The 18,026-nt window shown below is 52.7% G+C and carries 18 protein-coding genes and 1 tRNA gene; 13 read left to right on the top strand and 6 right to left on the bottom strand.

Translation table 11 applies throughout. From position 1 onward, the window contains the following. Window positions 1-12: 12 nt before the first annotated feature. Window positions 13-1,272: a UDP-N-acetylglucosamine 1-carboxyvinyltransferase gene (gene murA, locus OGV94_RS05665; RefSeq protein WP_200058387.1), complete on the top strand. Its 1,260-nt coding sequence runs from the start codon at window positions 13-15 to the stop codon at window positions 1,270-1,272. Window positions 1,273-1,331: 59 nt separating this feature from the next. Here the strand turns inward: murA and sfsB are convergent, their stop codons facing one another. Both sfsB and ispB read right to left on the bottom strand, forming a co-directional pair. Next, window positions 1,332-1,616, bottom strand: coding sequence for a DNA-binding transcriptional regulator SfsB (gene sfsB, locus OGV94_RS05660; protein ID WP_043017795.1), 285 nt, complete (start codon window positions 1,614-1,616; stop codon window positions 1,332-1,334). Between the two features lie 221 nt (window positions 1,617-1,837). Beyond that, a complete protein-coding gene (gene ispB / locus OGV94_RS05655) occupies window positions 1,838-2,809 on the bottom strand; it encodes an octaprenyl diphosphate synthase (RefSeq protein WP_043017794.1) in 972 nt (323 codons plus the stop codon). Between the two features lie 258 nt (window positions 2,810-3,067). Between ispB and rplU the strand changes: the two genes are divergently transcribed. The 4 genes from rplU to cgtA all read left to right on the top strand — a co-directional run bounded on the left by rplU (window position 3,068) and on the right by cgtA (window position 5,937). Then, complete coding sequence (gene rplU, locus OGV94_RS05650; RefSeq protein ID WP_042325074.1) at window positions 3,068-3,379, top strand: 50S ribosomal protein L21; 312 nt, start codon at window positions 3,068-3,070, stop codon at window positions 3,377-3,379. A 19-nt stretch (window positions 3,380-3,398) separates the two neighbouring features. Beyond that, window positions 3,399-3,656: a 50S ribosomal protein L27 gene (rpmA, locus tag OGV94_RS05645; RefSeq protein WP_003025030.1), complete on the top strand. Its 258-nt coding sequence runs from the start codon at window positions 3,399-3,401 to the stop codon at window positions 3,654-3,656. 127 nt (window positions 3,657-3,783) lie between these two features. Then, the gene (locus tag OGV94_RS05640) at window positions 3,784-4,749 is read left to right on the top strand and encodes a DMT family transporter (RefSeq protein ID WP_043017793.1); all 966 of its coding nucleotides are present in this window, start codon (window positions 3,784-3,786) and stop codon (window positions 4,747-4,749) included. Window positions 4,750-4,764: 15 nt separating this feature from the next. After that, window positions 4,765-5,937: an Obg family GTPase CgtA gene (cgtA, locus tag OGV94_RS05635; RefSeq protein WP_043017792.1), complete on the top strand. Its 1,173-nt coding sequence runs from the start codon at window positions 4,765-4,767 to the stop codon at window positions 5,935-5,937. Between the two features lie 105 nt (window positions 5,938-6,042). Here the strand turns inward: cgtA and dacB are convergent, their stop codons facing one another. Beyond that, the gene (dacB, locus tag OGV94_RS05630; protein WP_047408339.1) at window positions 6,043-7,476 is read right to left on the bottom strand and encodes a serine-type D-Ala-D-Ala carboxypeptidase; all 1,434 of its coding nucleotides are present in this window, start codon (window positions 7,474-7,476) and stop codon (window positions 6,043-6,045) included. Window positions 7,477-7,724: 248 nt separating this feature from the next. Here dacB and greA point away from each other — a divergent pair, with 248 nt between their 5' ends. Continuing rightward, entirely contained in the window at window positions 7,725-8,201 is a 477-nt protein-coding gene (gene greA, locus OGV94_RS05625) for a transcription elongation factor GreA (RefSeq protein ID WP_016154674.1), read from the top strand. A gap of 153 nt (window positions 8,202-8,354) precedes the next feature. Here greA and yhbY read toward each other — a convergent pair whose 3' ends face one another. Then, window positions 8,355-8,648 carry a ribosome assembly RNA-binding protein YhbY gene (gene yhbY, locus OGV94_RS05620; RefSeq protein WP_003025016.1) on the bottom strand — a complete coding sequence of 98 codons (294 nt, stop codon included), beginning with the start codon at window positions 8,646-8,648 and terminating at the stop codon, window positions 8,355-8,357. A gap of 125 nt (window positions 8,649-8,773) precedes the next feature. Here yhbY and rlmE point away from each other — a divergent pair, with 125 nt between their 5' ends. The 4 genes from rlmE (at window position 8,774) to glmM (ending at window position 13,714) form a co-directional block, all read left to right on the top strand. Further along, entirely contained in the window at window positions 8,774-9,403 is a 630-nt protein-coding gene (gene rlmE, locus OGV94_RS05615) for a 23S rRNA (uridine(2552)-2'-O)-methyltransferase RlmE (RefSeq protein ID WP_003025015.1), read from the top strand. Window positions 9,404-9,502: 99 nt separating this feature from the next. After that, window positions 9,503-11,437 carry an ATP-dependent zinc metalloprotease FtsH gene (ftsH, locus tag OGV94_RS05610; RefSeq protein ID WP_043017790.1) on the top strand — a complete coding sequence of 645 codons (1,935 nt, stop codon included), beginning with the start codon at window positions 9,503-9,505 and terminating at the stop codon, window positions 11,435-11,437. Window positions 11,438-11,535: 98 nt separating this feature from the next. Next, window positions 11,536-12,384, top strand: a complete 849-nt coding sequence (gene folP / locus OGV94_RS05605; RefSeq protein WP_200001383.1) for a dihydropteroate synthase — start codon at window positions 11,536-11,538, stop codon at window positions 12,382-12,384. Continuing rightward, entirely contained in the window at window positions 12,377-13,714 is a 1,338-nt protein-coding gene (gene glmM / locus OGV94_RS05600; protein ID WP_043017789.1) for a phosphoglucosamine mutase, read from the top strand. Before folP ends, glmM begins: the two co-directional genes overlap by 8 nt. A gap of 46 nt (window positions 13,715-13,760) precedes the next feature. On the opposite strand, the gene dcuC is transcribed toward glmM, so the two are convergent. Continuing rightward, window positions 13,761-15,227, bottom strand: a complete 1,467-nt coding sequence (gene dcuC / locus OGV94_RS05595; protein ID WP_043017788.1) for a C4-dicarboxylate transporter DcuC — start codon at window positions 15,225-15,227, stop codon at window positions 13,761-13,763. Between the two features lie 10 nt (window positions 15,228-15,237). Beyond that, window positions 15,238-16,371 carry a beta-aspartyl-peptidase gene (gene iadA, locus OGV94_RS05590; protein WP_043017787.1) on the bottom strand — a complete coding sequence of 378 codons (1,134 nt, stop codon included), beginning with the start codon at window positions 16,369-16,371 and terminating at the stop codon, window positions 15,238-15,240. A 148-nt stretch (window positions 16,372-16,519) separates the two neighbouring features. On the opposite strand from iadA, the gene OGV94_RS05585 reads away from it, so the two are divergent. The 3 genes from OGV94_RS05585 (at window position 16,520) to OGV94_RS05575 (ending at window position 18,009) form a co-directional block, all read left to right on the top strand. After that, window positions 16,520-17,413 carry a LysR family transcriptional regulator gene (locus tag OGV94_RS05585; RefSeq protein WP_043017786.1) on the top strand — a complete coding sequence of 298 codons (894 nt, stop codon included), beginning with the start codon at window positions 16,520-16,522 and terminating at the stop codon, window positions 17,411-17,413. A gap of 167 nt (window positions 17,414-17,580) precedes the next feature. Then, on the top strand, window positions 17,581-17,913 hold the full coding sequence (secG, locus tag OGV94_RS05580) for a preprotein translocase subunit SecG (RefSeq protein WP_003025000.1): 333 nt from the start codon (window positions 17,581-17,583) through the stop codon (window positions 17,911-17,913). Between the two features lie 9 nt (window positions 17,914-17,922). After that, a tRNA-Leu gene (locus tag OGV94_RS05575) sits at window positions 17,923-18,009 on the top strand. Window positions 18,010-18,026: the final 17 nt, after the last annotated feature.

Below are 18,026 nucleotides of genomic sequence, written 5' to 3'. Positions count from 1 at the left end.
GAGAACAGAATAATGGATAAATTTCGTGTTCAGGGGCCAACCAAGCTCCAGGGCGAAGTCACAATTTCAGGCGCTAAAAATGCCGCACTGCCGATCCTTTTCGCGGCGCTGCTGGCTGAAGAACCTGTAGAGATCCAAAACGTCCCGAAACTGAAGGACGTTGACACCTCAATGAAGCTGCTGAGCCAGCTGGGTGCGAAAGTTGAGCGTAATGGTTCCGTGCACATTGATGCGCGTGACGTGAACATCTTCTGTGCGCCGTACGATCTGGTGAAAACCATGCGTGCGTCCATTTGGGCGCTCGGGCCGCTGGTTGCCCGCTTTGGTCAGGGCCAGGTTTCACTGCCGGGTGGCTGTACCATTGGCGCGCGTCCGGTTGACCTGCACATTACCGGTCTGGAGCAGTTAGGCGCGACAATTAAGCTGGAAGAAGGCTATGTGAAGGCGTCCGTTGATGGCCGTCTGAAAGGTGCGCATATCGTCATGGACAAAGTGAGCGTCGGCGCGACGGTCACTATCATGTGCGCAGCAACGCTTGCCGAAGGCACTACCATCATCGAAAACGCCGCGCGCGAGCCGGAGATCGTGGATACCGCGAACTTCCTGATTGCGCTGGGCGCAAAAATCACGGGGCAGGGTACCGATCGTATTACCATCGAAGGCGTTGAGCGCCTCGGCGGCGGTGTCTATCGCGTTCTGCCAGACCGTATCGAAACCGGTACTTTCCTGGTCGCAGCGGCAATTTCTCGCGGTAAAATTATCTGCCGTAATGCACAGCCAGATACGCTGGATGCCGTTCTGGCGAAGCTGCGTGATGCGGGTGCGGATATCGAAGTCGGCGACGACTGGATTAGCCTCGACATGCACGGCAAACGTCCGAAAGCGGTCAATGTGCGCACTGCGCCGCACCCGGCGTTCCCGACCGATATGCAGGCCCAGTTCACGCTGCTGAACCTGGTGGCAGAAGGGACGGGCTTCATCACGGAAACCGTGTTTGAGAACCGCTTTATGCATGTGCCTGAGCTGAGCCGTATGGGCGCTCATGCAGAAATCGAAAGCAATACCGTGATTTGTCACGGTGTGGAAACGCTCTCTGGCGCACAGGTTATGGCGACCGATCTGCGCGCATCCGCAAGCCTGGTGCTGGCAGGGTGTATTGCTGAAGGTACGACGGTAGTCGATCGTATTTATCACATCGATCGCGGCTATGAGCGCATCGAAGATAAACTGCGCGCGCTGGGCGCAAACATTGAGCGCGTGAAAGGCGAGTAACCGTCAACATCGCTTGTAACCCCCAGTTCTGTCGGCTGGGGGTTACTCCTCATCGGTGTTCATTCAGAACTCTGTTTCTCTCTGCGTCCTCGCATCATTCGTGTTCTGTCGATGAATTCATGCGTTTTTGCGTCATGGTAGCGTGACGGCCAAATCACCCAGGGATCGGTTCCCAGCGCCCGGGCGATAATCAATTCCCCTTTTGGCCATGGTCGGGTTAACGCATTGGCCAGCGTTGATGAACTTAATCCATTTTTGCGCGATTCAGCGGCCATTGAGGTCCCTTTCTTGCGCAGTCCGGCGATGATATCGGCCGGATGCCAGTCAATCAGCTTGCTTTCCATACACTCATCTCTCCTTTGGTTAACGACGTACGGTTCCACGATAGGTTGTGGCGACACTATAACGCCCGGAGAACGAATGTTCTAAAATGTTCACGTAAAGTGTGAGTATATTCAGAATATGCCAAGGTTATGGCTTGTTTGTGGGGAGCTTGAAAGTTGTTATTGGATCTTATAAGAACATCCCGCGCAGAGCACGGGATGAGGGAGGACGCTGAAAGGAATTAACGGTCGCGCTGTACGGCGATATGCGCCAGACCAATCAGCGCTTCTCGCCATGGCGTATCAGGCAGCACCTGCAGCGCAGCGATGGCCTTATCAGCCTCTTCTTCTGCACGTTGGCGAGTCCACTCCAGGGAACCACAGGCGTTCATTGCATCCAGAACTGGCTCCAGAAGGTGACGCCCATTACCTTGCTCAATGGCCTGGCGGATCATTTGCGCTTGCTCCGGCGAGCCGTGGCGCATGGCATGCAGCAGCGGCAGCGTTGGTTTACCTTCGTTGAGGTCATCGCCGACGTTTTTACCCAGTTGCTCGCCATCAGCGCTGTAATCCAGCAAATCGTCAATTAACTGGAAAGCGGTACCGAGATAACGGCCATAATCCTGCAACCCTTTCTCTTGTTCTTCGCTGCAACCTGCCAGAATGCCAGAACATTGGGCCGCCGCTTCAAACAAACGCGCGGTCTTACTGTAGATAACGCGCATATAGTTTTCTTCGGTGATGTCCGGATCGTTGACGTTCATCAACTGCAAGACTTCACCTTCGGCGATGACGTTGACCGCTTTCGACATGACTTCCAGTACTTTCAGCGAACCGAGGCTGGTCATCATTTGAAAAGCGCGGGTATAGATAAAATCGCCGACCAGCACGCTGGCCGCATTGCCAAAGGCTGCATTCGCCGTGGCTTTCCCGCGGCGCATGTCGGACTCATCCACAACATCGTCGTGCAACAGGGTCGCGGTGTGGATAAACTCGATGAGAGCCGCAATCGTAACGTGCGCATTATCCTGGTAACCAACGGCACGCGCTGCGAGTACGGCGATCATTGGGCGAATGCGTTTGCCGCCGCCGCTAACGATGTAGTACCCCAGTTGATTGATCAACTGAACGTCGGAATTGAGCTGTTCAAGGATTGTCGCATTGACCCCCGCCATATCTTGCGCGGTTAACTCATTGATTTTTTCTAAATTCATCGCAAAAGCCGGGCTTCTCGCCCCGATTACCTTACTGTATGAGAAGGTAACGTCGGGTTTAGGGTTATAAATATATGCTGATTGTACTGAAAAAACGCCGTAGATAAACGTTACCGTACATGTTGTGTTTTTTTTCTTCATGTATTGACGGTAGCACTTGTCAAAGGCTCGCGTTTTGCGTAATATTCGCGCCCTATTGTGAATATTTATAGCGCACTCTGAATCATCAAAAAGGTGTGCGCGGAAGCGGAGTTTTTTATGTACGCGGTTTTCCAAAGTGGTGGTAAACAACACCGAGTAAGCGAAGGTCAGACCGTTCGCCTGGAAAAGCTGGACATCGCAACTGGCGAATCTATTGAATTCGCTGAAGTTCTGATGATCGCAAACGGTGAAGAAGTCAAAATCGGCGTTCCTTTCGTTGATGGCGGCGTTATCAAAGCTGAAGTTGTTGCTCACGGTCGTGGCGAGAAAGTTAAAATTGTTAAGTTTCGTCGTCGTAAACACTACCGTAAGCAGCAGGGCCATCGTCAGTGGTTCACTGATGTGAAAATCACTGGCATCAGCGCTTAAGTTAAGGGGAGCAGATTAAATGGCACATAAAAAGGCTGGCGGCTCGACTCGTAACGGTCGCGATTCAGAAGCTAAACGTCTGGGCGTAAAACGCTTCGGCGGTGAAACAGTTCTGGCTGGTAGCATCATCGTTCGTCAACGTGGTACTAAATTCCACGCTGGCTCCAACGTTGGTTGCGGCAAAGACCACACTCTGTTTGCTAAAGCAGACGGTAAAGTGAAATTTGAAGTGAAAGGCCCGAAAAACCGTAAGTTCATCAGCATCGTTGCTGAATAAGTTTTTCGCGTCCCGGTAACGGATAAAAGCCCCGCAACACGTTGCGGGGCTTTTTACATTCGACGGCCGGTAAATACGCTCGTCGCGCCGTGACAACCCGGAAACGAGCCCTTGCAGGGAATACGGCATGAAGCAGCAGGCAGGCATTGGTATTCTGTTAGCACTCACAACGGCAGTATGTTGGGGCGCTTTGCCAATAGCAATGAAGCAAGTGCTGGAGGTGATGGAGCCTCCTACCGTGGTGTTCTACCGTTTTTTAATGGCAAGTATTGGCCTTGGCGCTATTCTTGCGGTTAAAAAAAAGCTCCCTCCGTTGCGTATTTTTCGCAAAGCGCGTTGGTTGATACTGTTGGCTATCGCTACCGGTGGGCTGTTCGGTAACTTCATTCTGTTTAGTTCATCCTTGCAATACTTGAGCCCAACGGCTTCGCAGGTTATCGGTCAGCTGTCACCGGTTGGTATGATGGTAGCCAGCGTCTTTATCCTGAAAGAAAAGATGCGCGGCACGCAGGTTATTGGCGCCGTTATGCTTCTGAGCGGTCTGGTCCTGTTTTTTAATACCAGTCTGATCGAAATTTTTACCCGACTCACCGATTACACCTGGGGCGTTATCTTTGGTGTTGGTGCGGCGATGGTCTGGGTGAGCTATGGGGTCGCGCAAAAGGTGTTATTGCGCCGACTGGCATCACCGCAGATCCTGTTTTTACTGTACACTTTATGTACGATTGCGTTGTTGCCGCTGGCAAAACCCGGTGTCATCACGCAGCTCAGCGACTGGCAGTTGGCATGCCTGGTATTCTGCGGCCTGAATACGCTGGTAGGATATGGCGCTCTCGCGGAAGCGATGGCGCGTTGGCAGGCGGCGCAGGTGAGCGCCATTATCACGCTCACACCGCTGTTTACGTTGTTATTTTCAGATTTATTATCACTGGCCTGGCCCGATTTCTTCGCCAGACCGATGCTAAACCTATTAGGTTATCTCGGTGCGTTTATCGTGGTTGCGGGCGCGATGTATTCCGCCATTGGTCATCGAATTTGGGGCGGTTTACGTAAGCATGAAACGGTGGTTTCGCAACCCCGCTCAGGCGAATGATTTACGGAGAGTAAAATGAAGTTTGTTGATGAAGCATCGATTCTGGTCGTTGCAGGTGATGGCGGTAATGGTTGCGTCAGCTTCCGCCGTGAAAAGTACATCCCAAAAGGCGGTCCGGACGGTGGTGACGGTGGTGATGGTGGTGACGTTTGGCTGGAAGCCGACGAAAACCTGAACACGCTGATCGATTACCGTTTTGAAAAATCATTCCGTGCGGAACGTGGTCAGAATGGCGCAAGCCGTGATTGCACCGGCAAGCGTGGTAAAGACGTCACGATTAAAGTGCCTGTCGGTACGCGTGTTATCGATCAGGGCACGGGCGAAACCATGGGCGACATGACCAAGCACGGTCAGCGTCTGATGGTCGCTAAAGGCGGCTGGCACGGTCTGGGTAACACCCGTTTCAAATCCTCGGTCAACCGTACTCCGCGTCAGAAAACGATGGGTACGCCGGGCGATAAGCGCGATCTGATGCTGGAGCTGATGCTGCTGGCGGACGTGGGTATGCTGGGCATGCCAAACGCCGGTAAATCGACCTTTATTCGTGCAGTGTCCGCGGCGAAGCCGAAAGTCGCTGATTATCCGTTTACCACTCTGGTACCGAGCCTGGGTGTGGTGCGTATGGACAACGAAAAGAGCTTCGTTGTTGCCGACATTCCGGGACTGATTGAAGGCGCGGCTGAAGGCGCAGGCCTGGGTATCCGCTTCCTGAAACACCTGGAACGCTGCCGCGTGCTGCTGCACCTCATTGATATCGATCCGATTGACGGTTCCGATCCGGTAGAAAACGCCCGTATCATTATTGGCGAACTGGAAAAATACAGTCAGGATCTGGCATCTAAACCGCGCTGGTTAGTGTTCAACAAAATTGATTTGCTGGACAAGGCTGAAGCGGAAGAGAAAGCGAAAGCGATCGCCGAAGCGTTGGGTTGGGAAGGTAAATATTACCTGATTTCCGCCGCCAGCCAGTTGGGCGTGAAAGATCTCTGCTGGGATGTGATGACCTTTATCATCGAGAACCCGATTGTTCAGGCTGAAGAAGCGAAGCAGCCAGAGAAAGTTGAGTTTATGTGGGATGATTATCACCGCCAGCAGCTCGCTGAAGTCGAAGACGAAGCGGAAGATGACTGGGATGATGATTGGGATGAAGAAGACGACGAAGGCGTTGAGTTCATCTACAAGCGTTAATCGCATTAAAAACCCCGGCCATGTTGCCGGGGTTGTTGTTTCCAGGTCTCTCTGTAGGCCGGATAAGGCACGTTAGTGCCGCCATCCGGCAATCAAACACCCCATCTAATTGTTCTGATAAATATCCTTGTACAACCGGCTCTCGAAGCGTACCAGAGGAATACGGCGATTACGCTGGTCAGCCGGCTCTACCGCATAACCAGACAAATACTGCACAAATGCCATGCGTTGGCCGCTTGCCGTGGTGATGAAGCCAGCAAGGTTATAGACCCCCTGCAGCGAGCCTGTCTTCGCCGATACTTTGCCATCCACACCAGCCTGATGCAGACCCGCACGGTATTGCAGGGAGCCGTCGTGGCCCGCCAGCGGCAGCATAGTGATAAAGTTCAGCTCGTTATCGTGCTGAGCGATGTATTGCAGCACCTGCATCATGGTCGCCGGGGCAATCAGGTTATGGCGGGAGAGACCAGAACCGTCGGCAATAATGGTGTTGCCGATATCAACGCCTGCCTGCTGACGCAAAATCTGGCGCACAGCATCAGAACCTGCTCGCCATGTGCCTGGCACGTTAAATCGCGCATGGCCAATCATACGGAAAACGGTATCGGCAATCATATTGTCCGATTTTTTCAGCATAATCTTAAGCAGATCATGCAGCGGTGCCGACTGCTTACTGGCGACTATGGTTCCCGGCTCGTTCACCAGCGTCTGGCGTAGCAGAGTACCGCTGTAAGTTATACCTGCTTGTTTTAGCTCATCTTTAATAATCGCTCCGGCATAGCTGGCGCCATCCTGAATGGCGAACGCCAGCGGCAGGGGATCGGCACGTTGGGGTAGGCATCCGGTCAGCGTATAGCGGTTGAGATCGCCGGGAACCACATCCAGTTCACAATATTGCGCTTCGGCAGAGCCACGCGCGAGAGTACGCACCTGGCTGAACATGGTGACCGGGTAGTAAGATGCCACGCGGATAAAAGCGAGATCGTTGGGTTTTTGCGCGCTGTAAAGTGACACTGAGAAACAGTTACGATCGACAATGGCCGCTGCGGGCGGTGCGCTAAAACACTGCGTCATGTCGTTCCAGGGCCAACCTGGCGCTTTATCATGACTGGCAAAAATAGAGGTGTCGATCAGAACATTTCCGGCAATTTGCGTCACGCCTGATTTTTTCAGGGTCGCCACCATATTGCGAATATCCTGGCGTTTTAGCGTCGGATCGGCACCAAATCGCGCCACTAAGTCACCTTTCAATACTCCGCCTTCCACGTTGCCTTTAGTCTCAAGCGTGGTGGTAAAACGAAAGTCAGGCCCGAGCTGAATCAATGCCGCCAGCGCGGTGATCACTTTCTGGGTACTGGCCGGCAGCGCCATCTGCTGGCTATGAAAATCAATAGCGGGTGCAGGTGCGCCAACCTTCTGTACCATAAGGGCGAGGTTGGCCCCGGCAGGGAGCTGATTGATATACTCGTCGACGTTCGCAGCCTGAACGCTGAACGCTATACTGGCAGTCAATCCGATGGTAAATCTGGAAAATCGCATAATCTCGCGCTAACAACCTGGAAACAGGCCGTCATACTACGGCGCAACGCCCCAAAAAGTAAACGATGACCCATAGGGAACTCCAGGGTAAAATGATCATCAAATAGAGAATTGTAGCTGACCTGGGACCCTGAGCCCCGGGTCGGTATTTTTTTGCTTCTGACTCTGGCATGGCGTATGCCAGAGTGGGCTTAGCAGCCGGGGTGAGAGCAACCACCCCCTACAGGAATGTTCAAGAGGTATAACAAATGCAAGCTATCCCGATGACCTTACGTGGTGCTGAAAAACTGCGCGAAGAGCTGGATTTTCTGAAATCTGTGCGCCGTCCTGAAATTATTGCCGCTATCGCAGATGCGCGCGAGCATGGTGACCTGAAAGAAAATGCGGAGTACCACGCGGCGCGCGAACAGCAGGGTTTCTGCGAAGGACGCATTAAAGATATTGAAGCTAAACTGTCCAACGCGCAGGTTATCGACGTCACTAAAATGCCAAACAATGGTCGTGTAGTTTTCGGCGCGACGGTGACCGTGCTGAATCTCGATAACGACGAAGAGCAGACCTGGCGTATTGTCGGTGATGATGAAGCCGATTTTAAACAGAACCTGATTTCGGTGAATTCGCCTATCGCTCGTGGCCTGATCGGTAAAGAGCAGGATGATGTGGTGGTTATTAAAACGCCGGGCGGCGAAGTGGAATATGAAGTAACGAAGGTAGAATACCTGTAATTCGCATCTTGGTTAAGATGTTGATACATTGTAAAGAAAGGAAAAAGGCCGCATAGCGGCCTTTTATCAACGAAGAGAGCGTGGCATTTTGCTCTCCTGCTAGCGGAAAATCCCGCGTTTTACACAAACTTCGTGTGCAACTTTGGGATATTCTTAGCGCGGCAGCGAGATTTTACGTTCTTTAGTCGGGCGATACAGTACCAGCGTTTTGCCGATGACCTGTACATTACAGGCGCCGGTTTCGCGTACGATAGCTTCCACGATCAAGGTTTTAGTATCGCGATCTTCCGAGGCGATTTTCACCTTGATAAGTTCATGGTGCTCTAACGCTTGTTCAATCTCGGCCAGTACCCCTTCGGTCAAACCATTATTGCCAAGCATAACTACAGGCTTGAGCGGATGTGCCAGACCTTTCAGGTGCTGTTTTTGTTTAGTACTCAGATTCATCGTATATTTTTGCTTACGTTGGGATTGAAAACGGGTCATTCTACCGCCATCTCCCATATATCACCAAATAGCTGTGTAGAAATTTACACCATTGGTTACGATGAACTGCCCTTTGGGAATGTGAAATGACAGGTAAAAAGCGTTCTGCCAGCTCGAGTCGCTGGCTTCAGGAACACTTTAGCGATAAATATGTTCAACAGGCGCAGAAAAAGGGGTTGCGTTCCCGTGCCTGGTTTAAACTTGATGAAATACAGCAAAGTGACAAAATTTTTAAACCGGGGATGACGATTGTTGATCTCGGTGCTGCCCCCGGTGGTTGGTCGCAATATGCGGTCACGCAGATCGGCAACACTGGCCGCATTATCGCTTGCGATCTTTTACCTATGGATCCAATCGTTGGTGTGGACTTCCTTCAGGGCGACTTTCGTGATGAATTAGTCCTGAAAGCGTTACTTGAGCGCGTAGGTGACAGTAAAGTACAAGTTGTCATGTCTGATATGGCGCCAAATATGTGTGGAACACCGGCGGTGGATATTCCCCGGGCCATGTATCTGGTAGAGCTGGCGCTTGGAATGGCTCGTGATGTATTAGCGCCAGGTGGTAGTTTTGTAGTGAAGGTGTTCCAGGGCGAAGGCTTCGATGAGTATCTAAGAGAGATTCGCTCCCTGTTTACGAAGGTCAAAGTTCGTAAGCCGGACTCTTCTCGCGCCCGTTCGCGTGAAGTGTATATTGTAGCGACCGGGCGTAAACCATAACCGGTAGATTTCAAACGAAAGTTTGAAAGAAACTGGATATAGAGTATCCTGACGCTGTTTTTAACACAGTTGTAATATGAGGTTAATCCCTTGAGTGACATGGCGAAAAACCTAATTCTCTGGCTGGTCATTGCCGTTGTGCTGATGTCAGTATTCCAGAGCTTTGGGCCCAGCGAGTCTAATGGCCGTAAGGTTGATTACTCTACCTTCCTGCAAGAGGTCAATCAGGACCAGGTTCGTGAAGCGAAGATCAACGGACGTGAGATTAACGTTACCAAGAAAGATAGTAACCGTTACACGACCTACATTCCGGTTAACGATCCGAAGCTGCTTGATAACCTGCTGACCAAAAACGTCAAGGTTGTTGGCGAGCCGCCTGAAGAGCCGAGCCTGCTGGCTTCTATCTTCATTTCCTGGTTCCCAATGCTGCTGCTGATTGGTGTCTGGATCTTCTTCATGCGTCAAATGCAGGGCGGTGGTGGCAAAGGTGCCATGTCGTTCGGTAAGAGCAAAGCGCGCATGCTGACGGAGGATCAGATCAAAACCACTTTTGCTGACGTCGCCGGTTGCGACGAAGCAAAAGAAGAAGTTGCTGAACTGGTTGAGTATCTTCGCGAACCGAGCCGTTTCCAGAAGCTGGGCGGTAAAATCCCGAAAGGCGTCCTGATGGTCGGTCCTCCGGGTACGGGTAAAACCCTGTTGGCGAAAGCTATTGCAGGTGAAGCGAAGGTTCCTTTCTTCACAATTTCCGGTTCTGATTTCGTGGAAATGTTCGTAGGTGTTGGTGCATCTCGTGTGCGTGACATGTTCGAACAAGCCAAGAAAGCGGCACCGTGCATCATCTTCATCGATGAAATCGACGCCGTAGGCCGCCAGCGTGGCGCTGGTCTGGGTGGTGGTCACGATGAACGTGAGCAAACGCTGAACCAGATGCTGGTTGAGATGGACGGCTTTGAAGGTAACGAAGGTATTATCGTTATCGCAGCAACTAACCGTCCGGACGTTCTTGACCCTGCGCTGTTGCGTCCAGGCCGTTTTGACCGCCAGGTTGTGGTTGGCCTGCCGGACGTTCGCGGTCGTGAACAGATCCTGAAAGTGCATATGCGTCGCGTACCGCTGTCTCCGGATATCGATGCGGCAATCATTGCACGTGGTACGCCTGGCTTCTCCGGTGCGGATCTCGCGAACCTGGTGAACGAAGCGGCGCTGTTTGCTGCTCGCGGCAACAAGCGCGTGGTATCGATGGTTGAGTTTGAGAAGGCGAAAGACAAAATCATGATGGGTGCGGAACGTCGCTCCATGGTGATGACGGAAGCGCAGAAAGAATCTACCGCGTACCACGAAGCAGGCCACGCGATTATCGGTCGCCTGGTGCCGGAACACGATCCGGTGCATAAAGTGACGATTATCCCACGCGGTCGTGCGCTGGGTGTGACCTTCTTCCTGCCTGAAGGCGACGCAATCAGCGCCAGCCGTCAGAAACTGGAAAGTCAGATCTCCACGCTGTACGGCGGTCGTCTGGCTGAAGAGATCATCTACGGTGTTGAACATGTTTCTACCGGTGCGTCGAATGACATTAAAGTCGCGACTAACCTGGCGCGCAACATGGTTACTCAGTGGGGCTTCTCCGAGAAACTCGGTCCGTTGCTGTACGCTGAAGAAGAAGGCGAAGTGTTCCTGGGACGTTCTGTGGCGAAAGCTAAACATATGTCCGACGAAACGGCTCGCATTATCGATCAGGAAGTTAAACTGCTGATTGAGCGTAACTATGATCGTGCACGTCGTCTGCTGAACGAAAACATGGACATTCTGCACTCGATGAAAGATGCGCTCATGAAATATGAGACCATTGATGCGCCGCAGATTGACGATCTGATGGCTCGCCGCGACGTGCGTCCACCTGCGGGTTGGGAAGAACCGGGTTCTTCTAACAACAACTCTGGCAGCACCGGCAAGCCGAGCGCGCCGCGTCCGGTTGATGAACCGCGTGCGCCGGACTCTGGCACCATGTCAGAGCAACTGGGCGACAAATAAGTTATCGTTGATGATGACCGTGTTCTAATTGAAAACCCTGGGGCTTGCTCCGGGGTTTTTCTTATCTGCATATTCAAGATTTTACCAGGGATAAAACTATGAAACTCTTTGCTCAGGGTTCTTCACTGGATCTCAGCCATCCACACGTCATGGGGATTTTGAACGTCACGCCAGACTCTTTTTCCGATGGCGGGGCGCACAACTCTCTGGTTGAGGCGGTAAAACACGCAAACCTGATGATTAACGCCGGGGCGACTATCATTGATGTGGGTGGTGAATCCACGCGCCCAGGCGCGGCCGATGTGAGCGTGGAAGAAGAGTTGCAGCGAGTGATCCCGGTGGTGGAGGCGATTGCTCAGCGCTTTGAAGTGTGGATTTCGGTCGATACCTCAAAACCAGAAGTGATTCGCGAATGCGCGAGAGCCGGCGCACATATCATTAATGACATTCGCTCACTCTCGGAGCCTGGGGCACTGGAGGCTGCAGCAGAAACTGGATTGCCGGTTTGTCTGATGCATATGCAGGGGCAGCCGAAAACCATGCAGGAAGCGCCAAAGTACGAGGATGTGTTCGCTGAGGTAAATCGTTACTTTGTTGAGCAAATAGCACGCTGCGAGCGGGCAGGAATCACAAAAGATAAATTGTTGCTCGACCCCGGATTCGGATTCGGTAAAAATCTCACTCACAACTATACATTACTGGCACGCCTGGCTGAGTTTCATCATTTTAATCTGCCACTGTTGGTTGGGATGTCACGAAAATCAATGGTTGGTCAGTTGCTGAATGTGGGGCCATCCGAACGCCTGAGCGGTAGCCTTGCGTGTGCGGTTATTGCCGCAATGCAGGGGGCGCAGATCGTTCGTGTCCATGACGTCAAAGAAACCGTAGAAGCGATGCGTGTGGTGGAAGCCACATTGTCTGCAAAGGAAAATAAACGCTATGAGTAATCGTAAATATTTTGGCACCGATGGGATCCGTGGTCGCGTAGGCGACGCCCCAATTACCCCTGATTTTGTGCTCAAGCTGGGTTGGGCGGCAGGTAAAGTGCTGGCACGTCATGGTTCACGTAAAATTATTATTGGTAAAGATACGCGTATTTCCGGCTATATGCTGGAGTCCGCGCTGGAAGCGGGTCTGGCTGCCGCCGGACTGTCGGCTTCTTTTACGGGCCCAATGCCAACACCCGCCGTTGCGTATCTGACGCGCGCCTTCCGCGCTGAAGCTGGGATTGTTATCTCCGCCTCGCACAACCCGTACTATGACAATGGGATTAAATTCTTCTCCATCGACGGGACCAAACTGCCGGATGCGGTTGAAGAAGCTATCGAAGCCGAAATGGAAAAAGCGATTACCTGCGTGGACTCGGCGGAACTGGGTAAGGCTACCCGTATCGTTGATGCTGCCGGTCGCTATATCGAGTTTTGCAAAGGCACTTTCCCGAATGAGTTAAGCCTGAGCGAGCTTAAAATCGTAGTGGATTGTGCTAACGGCGCGACCTACCACATTGCGCCAAATGTACTGCGTGAGCTGGGCGCAAACGTGATTGCCATTGGCTGTGAGCCAAACGGCGTGAACATCAATGAAGAAGTCGGCGCCACAGACGTCCGTGCCCTGCAGGCCCGCGTAATCGCAGAAAAAGCCGATCTGGGTATTGCGCTGGACGGCGACGGCGACCGCGTCATTATGGTTGACCACGAAGGCAATAAGGTCGATGGCGATCAGATAATGTACATCATCGCCCGTGAAGCCCTGCGTCAGGGGCAGCTGCGCGGTGGCGCGGTAGGTACGCTGATGAGCAACATGGGCCTCGAGCTGGCGCTGAAACAGCTGGGTATTCCGTTTGCCCGTGCGAAAGTCGGCGACCGCTACGTACTGGAAAAAATGCAGGAAAAAGGCTGGCGTATCGGTGCTGAAAACTCAGGCCATGTGATCCTGCTGGACAAAACCACCACCGGTGACGGCATCGTGGCAGGTCTGCAGGTACTGGCGGCGATGGTGCGTAACCATATGAGTTTGCACGACCTGTGCAGCGGCATGAAAATGTTCCCACAGCTGTTGGTTAACGTACGTTATACAGCAGGTAGCGGCGATCCGCTGGAACATGAAAACGTGAAAGCGGTGATGGCTGAGGTTGAAGCGGCGCTGGGTAACCGTGGACGCGTTCTGCTGCGTAAATCTGGTACCGAACCGTTAATTCGCGTGATGGTTGAAGGTGAAGATGAAGCGCAGGTGACTGAATTCGCTCACCGTATTGCCGATGCTGTGAAAGCGGTGTAATCACCTCAGACAGTGAAAGCCGGAGTCTGAGACTCCGGCTTTTTTTTTACTGTACGGCAAGCGGCTGTTTACGTCGGCGCTGCCAGACGTAACCGCCGACCATCAGTAGTACAAGGACTGCCAGCCACGGCAGAACCGCCAGCAGATGCCCAGACCGGGCAAAGGTCAGCGCAATCATCAGTAACCAACCGCCCAGCATCGGAATCGCGGTGCGCTTAACAATATCCACAGGCGAAACGCCTGCAATTCCCGCGATAGCAATGATGACGCCGGCAATGGGCGATAACGTACGACCAATACCCGCCGAGATTTGGATAGGTAGCATCATGACTGCGATATCGCTTCCGATATGACGACTGATGTCCGGCACCATTGGGGCGAAGGAGAAAAAGGCCGCGTTCCCGGAGCCCATCAGCGCTGAAATTGCGAAGGTGATAAGCGTCATCAGCAAGATAATCGAGGCGGCGCTGAGGCCAAATTCACCGGAAAGCGACAGCAGCGCGTCAACGGCGCCAATGGCTTTCAGTCCGGCTGAAAAGACTTCACCGGCGATAATCAACGTCACGACGGTAGCAAAAACGCTACCCATGCTGTCGAAGACTTTTTGTACGCCAGCCATCACCTCGCGCGCCTTACGATGACGGCAGTATTCACATACCAGGGTAATTGCAAGGCTTATCAGTACGGCGGTATCCAGCGTAATCTTGAGCGAACTGAATACTAAATCACTGCACACCAGCATCAACACCAGCGGCAGCATGGGTAAAAACAGCCAGGCGATAGGTGCGTCGGCTTCATCGGTAGACGTTAATGTCTGCATCTGCTGAGCCACATTGTCACCACTTTCCCGACGGTCGAAAAAGCGTTGCACAACAATATGCAGCAGGGCGATGAACAGAATGACGGGCACGACGATCGGCAATTGATCCTGCACGAAATAGTTCACCACCTCGATACCTGCGGTTTTAGCGGCGAGAACCGAGTTACCAGAACCCGGGCCGAATTCAACCGCACAGGTGCTGGCGATAACGGCGGCAACGGCGGCACGGCTACAGCCAAGGCGGGTTAGCAGCGGGTACAGCGTCGCCATCAACAGCAGACCTAACCCGGTGGCGCTGCTGATAAACAGCGACAGGAATTGCCCCAGCAACAGCGCCAGCCCCAGCAGTAGATACGGTGAGTTCAGGCGTTGCAAAGGGCGAGACGTCACCCGAACCAGCACCTGGCTTGCGCCAATGGCCGACATATACGTGGCGAAACCACCAATCAGCATAATTTGCAGTCCGAGGCCGCCGAGACGCACGCTCAGGGTATCGCGAATAAACTCAAAGACGTCAAAAGGGCCAAATCCGGTGCTCTTTTTCACCAGGCCACTGAGTGAGGTCATCCCGCTAAAATGTGCGATAAGCAACAGCACAATCCCGGTCAATAACAGTACCGATTGGGGGTGATATTTTTTGAGGATCAGACGTCCGGCAAAAATGATGGCGAGTAGCGCCAGTAATAATGACATTTTGGCCCCCTTACTCGAAGTTGCCGGTAACCAGGCATTCGCCATCTCGCAGCAACGGCTTACCCGCAGCAAACAGATGGGCCAGCGAGAGGTCATCATTGAGTACACAGATATCGGCACGTTCCCCGGCGCAGAGCACGCCGCCGGAAATACCCAACGAGCGCGCCACGTTTGCCGTCAACATCGCAATTGCCTGTGGCACCGGAATACCAACATCAATCAGGCGAGGAAGCAGATTAAGGTTACCTGCGACCGGTGCCGCGCTTAGGCCTTCCACAATCCCCTGAGCGTTAAAGCGCGGAACGCTGCCATTACCATCAGAGCTTATCGTGATGCGATCGGCCGGCACCTGGGCTTCCAGGGCGTGGAGGATCGCCTGTTCCTGAGGCATAAAGCGACTACCACCGGACGTAACGTCGATATGGCCCCCACGATGAGCGAAAGCAATTGCCTGTTCGAACAAGGACTCTGTTCTCGCAACGTGGGTCGGTGAAATGTGGTGGATCGGAATGCCTGCATCACACAGCTCAAAAAGCGGTGACATCCCTTCCGGTAGATTCCCCAGGTGGACATGCAGCAACCCTTTTTTCCCTGCCAGCAGGGAAGACACGCGGATATCGCTGACTATTCGCAGCAATTCCTGGAAAGAGGGGTAAGAACCACGGTGATCGGCGAGGGCTATTTTTACGCCAAGGATCGCCGGAATGAAGGCCATATCATCGCGGATGGATCGCGTAATGGTTGGGCTGGGAACGGCGTAGGCTCCCGTATGCATAAACGCGCGCAATCCCTCAAGATTGAGAGACTGCATTTTGGCGTAGAGATCTTTGGGCGAACGAGAGATGGCATCGGTGCCTAATACGCCGACAACTGTAGTAATGCCTGCCTGAATCAGATCGCGCAGCTTGACGGCTGGCGTTCGGCTGGCAAACCCGGCTTCGCCACCGCCACCGGTAAGATGCACATGCTGATCGATGATGCCTGGGATAACCCATTTGCCACGACAATCGATAACCTCGTCGACGCCATCAAACAGAGAAATATCTTTTTCTACCGCCACAATTCGGTCGGCATGAATGAGCAGGGAGCAGAGGCCTAAATCCTCAGGAGAAAAAACACGGGCATTGGTCAATAAAGTAAACATATCGGTCCTGTCAAACGTCGAGGGTGAGAGTCGGCAGGTGAAACGGAATATTGTTGTTATGATGGTCACCATAAAGCCATTACTATAATTATGACTATTACCGATTTGTTATTGGAGGATGCGGTTATGGCATGGTGGAGAATTCAACGTGGATTGTAAGTGGCTGGAGGACTTTCTGGCATTGAGCCAGCATGGAAACTACTCCCTGGCGGCGGCGCAGCGGCATATTACTCAACCAGCACTCAGTCGGCGTATAAAGGCGCTGGAAGAGGTGCTGGGGGTGCCGCTGTTTGACAGGACCACGACTCCCGTTACGCTGACGCGCTATGGTGAACGCTTTGAACCCTATGCCCGACACGTCCTCAGTACGTTAACAGAGGCGCGCCACGAATTATCGGCGATGACGCCAGCAACGGATAACACGCTGGTGATGGTCAGCCTGCATACGCTGTCGGTGAATATCCTGCCGGATATGATCAGCTATCTGCGACAAAGTGAACCGCAGCTAAATTTTACGGTAAATGCCAGTATTCAGGGGATAGACAACCACTTTAACGCCCTGATAGACCGGCAAATCGATCTACTGGTGACCTACGATTTACCCTCTGCGCAGCCGGGGTTGGAGATAGCCGGAGGGTTGAAACGTTCACTATGGCGGTATGAGCGATTTATACCGGTTATTTCTGCCCAACTGGCTGATGCGCTTACCGATCCGCATGCGCCGATTCCGTGGCTATGCTACAGCGACTACACCTTTGTCAGACGCATTATTGAGACGGCAGAACAACGCGTCCGCCCGCGTCTGAAAAAAGTGTTTGAGAGTGGTTTAAGCGAAACGATACGAGAAATGGTGCTGCGCCATATGGGAATGGCGTGGTTACCCGAATCGATGGTGGCGGAAGAGCTGGTGAACCAGCAAATTATTCATTGCTGGCCAGAAAACACAGACCTGATTTGTGAAATCCCCGTTGTGGTATGGGCGAATCTTGAAGATCAACGCGCCGTTATGCAGAGATGCTGGGAGAAGTTGCTGCGTTTTTGATTGATATGGCGATTTTTTCCGCAGTTGATACAATGCTAACAAATTGCCCTTGCGAAGGTTATTCGCTTTGGTTAGTATTCACACCCGCTTCAGTGGGAAACAGTAAATATTCCCGCTTTAATGGTCGAAGCATTGTACGCGGCAACTCCGCAAGGAACAGGTTGATTATGCACGAAGCTCTTTTAGTAGTTTTCCTTATTGTGGCAATTGGCCTGGTAGGCTTGATCATGCTGCAGCAAGGCAAAGGCGCTGATATGGGAGCCTCTTTTGGCGCAGGCGCTTCTGGTACTCTGTTTGGTTCAAGTGGTTCTGGTAACTTCATGACCCGTATGACAGCTGTATTGGGAACCTTGTTCTTCATCATCAGTCTGGTGCTGGGTAACATGAACAGCAACAAGACCAATAAAGGAAGTGAGTGGGAAAATCTGAGCGCACCGGCAAAAACCGAGCAAACTCAGCCAGCTGCTCCGGCTCAGCCGACCAGCGATATCCCACGCTAAGTATTCTGTACCGAGGTGGTGGAATTGGTAGACACGCTACCTTGAGGTGGTAGTGCCCTAACGGGCTTGTGGGTTCGAGTCCCATCCTCGGTACCAAATTCCAAAAAAAAGAC

The sequence above is a fragment of the Citrobacter sp. Ce006 genome, assembly GCF_030336535.1.
Lineage (GTDB): Bacteria > Pseudomonadota > Gammaproteobacteria > Enterobacterales > Enterobacteriaceae > Citrobacter > Citrobacter europaeus.
Note: the sequence above shows the minus strand (reverse complement) of the source record. Positions and strands in the feature narration are given on the sequence as shown.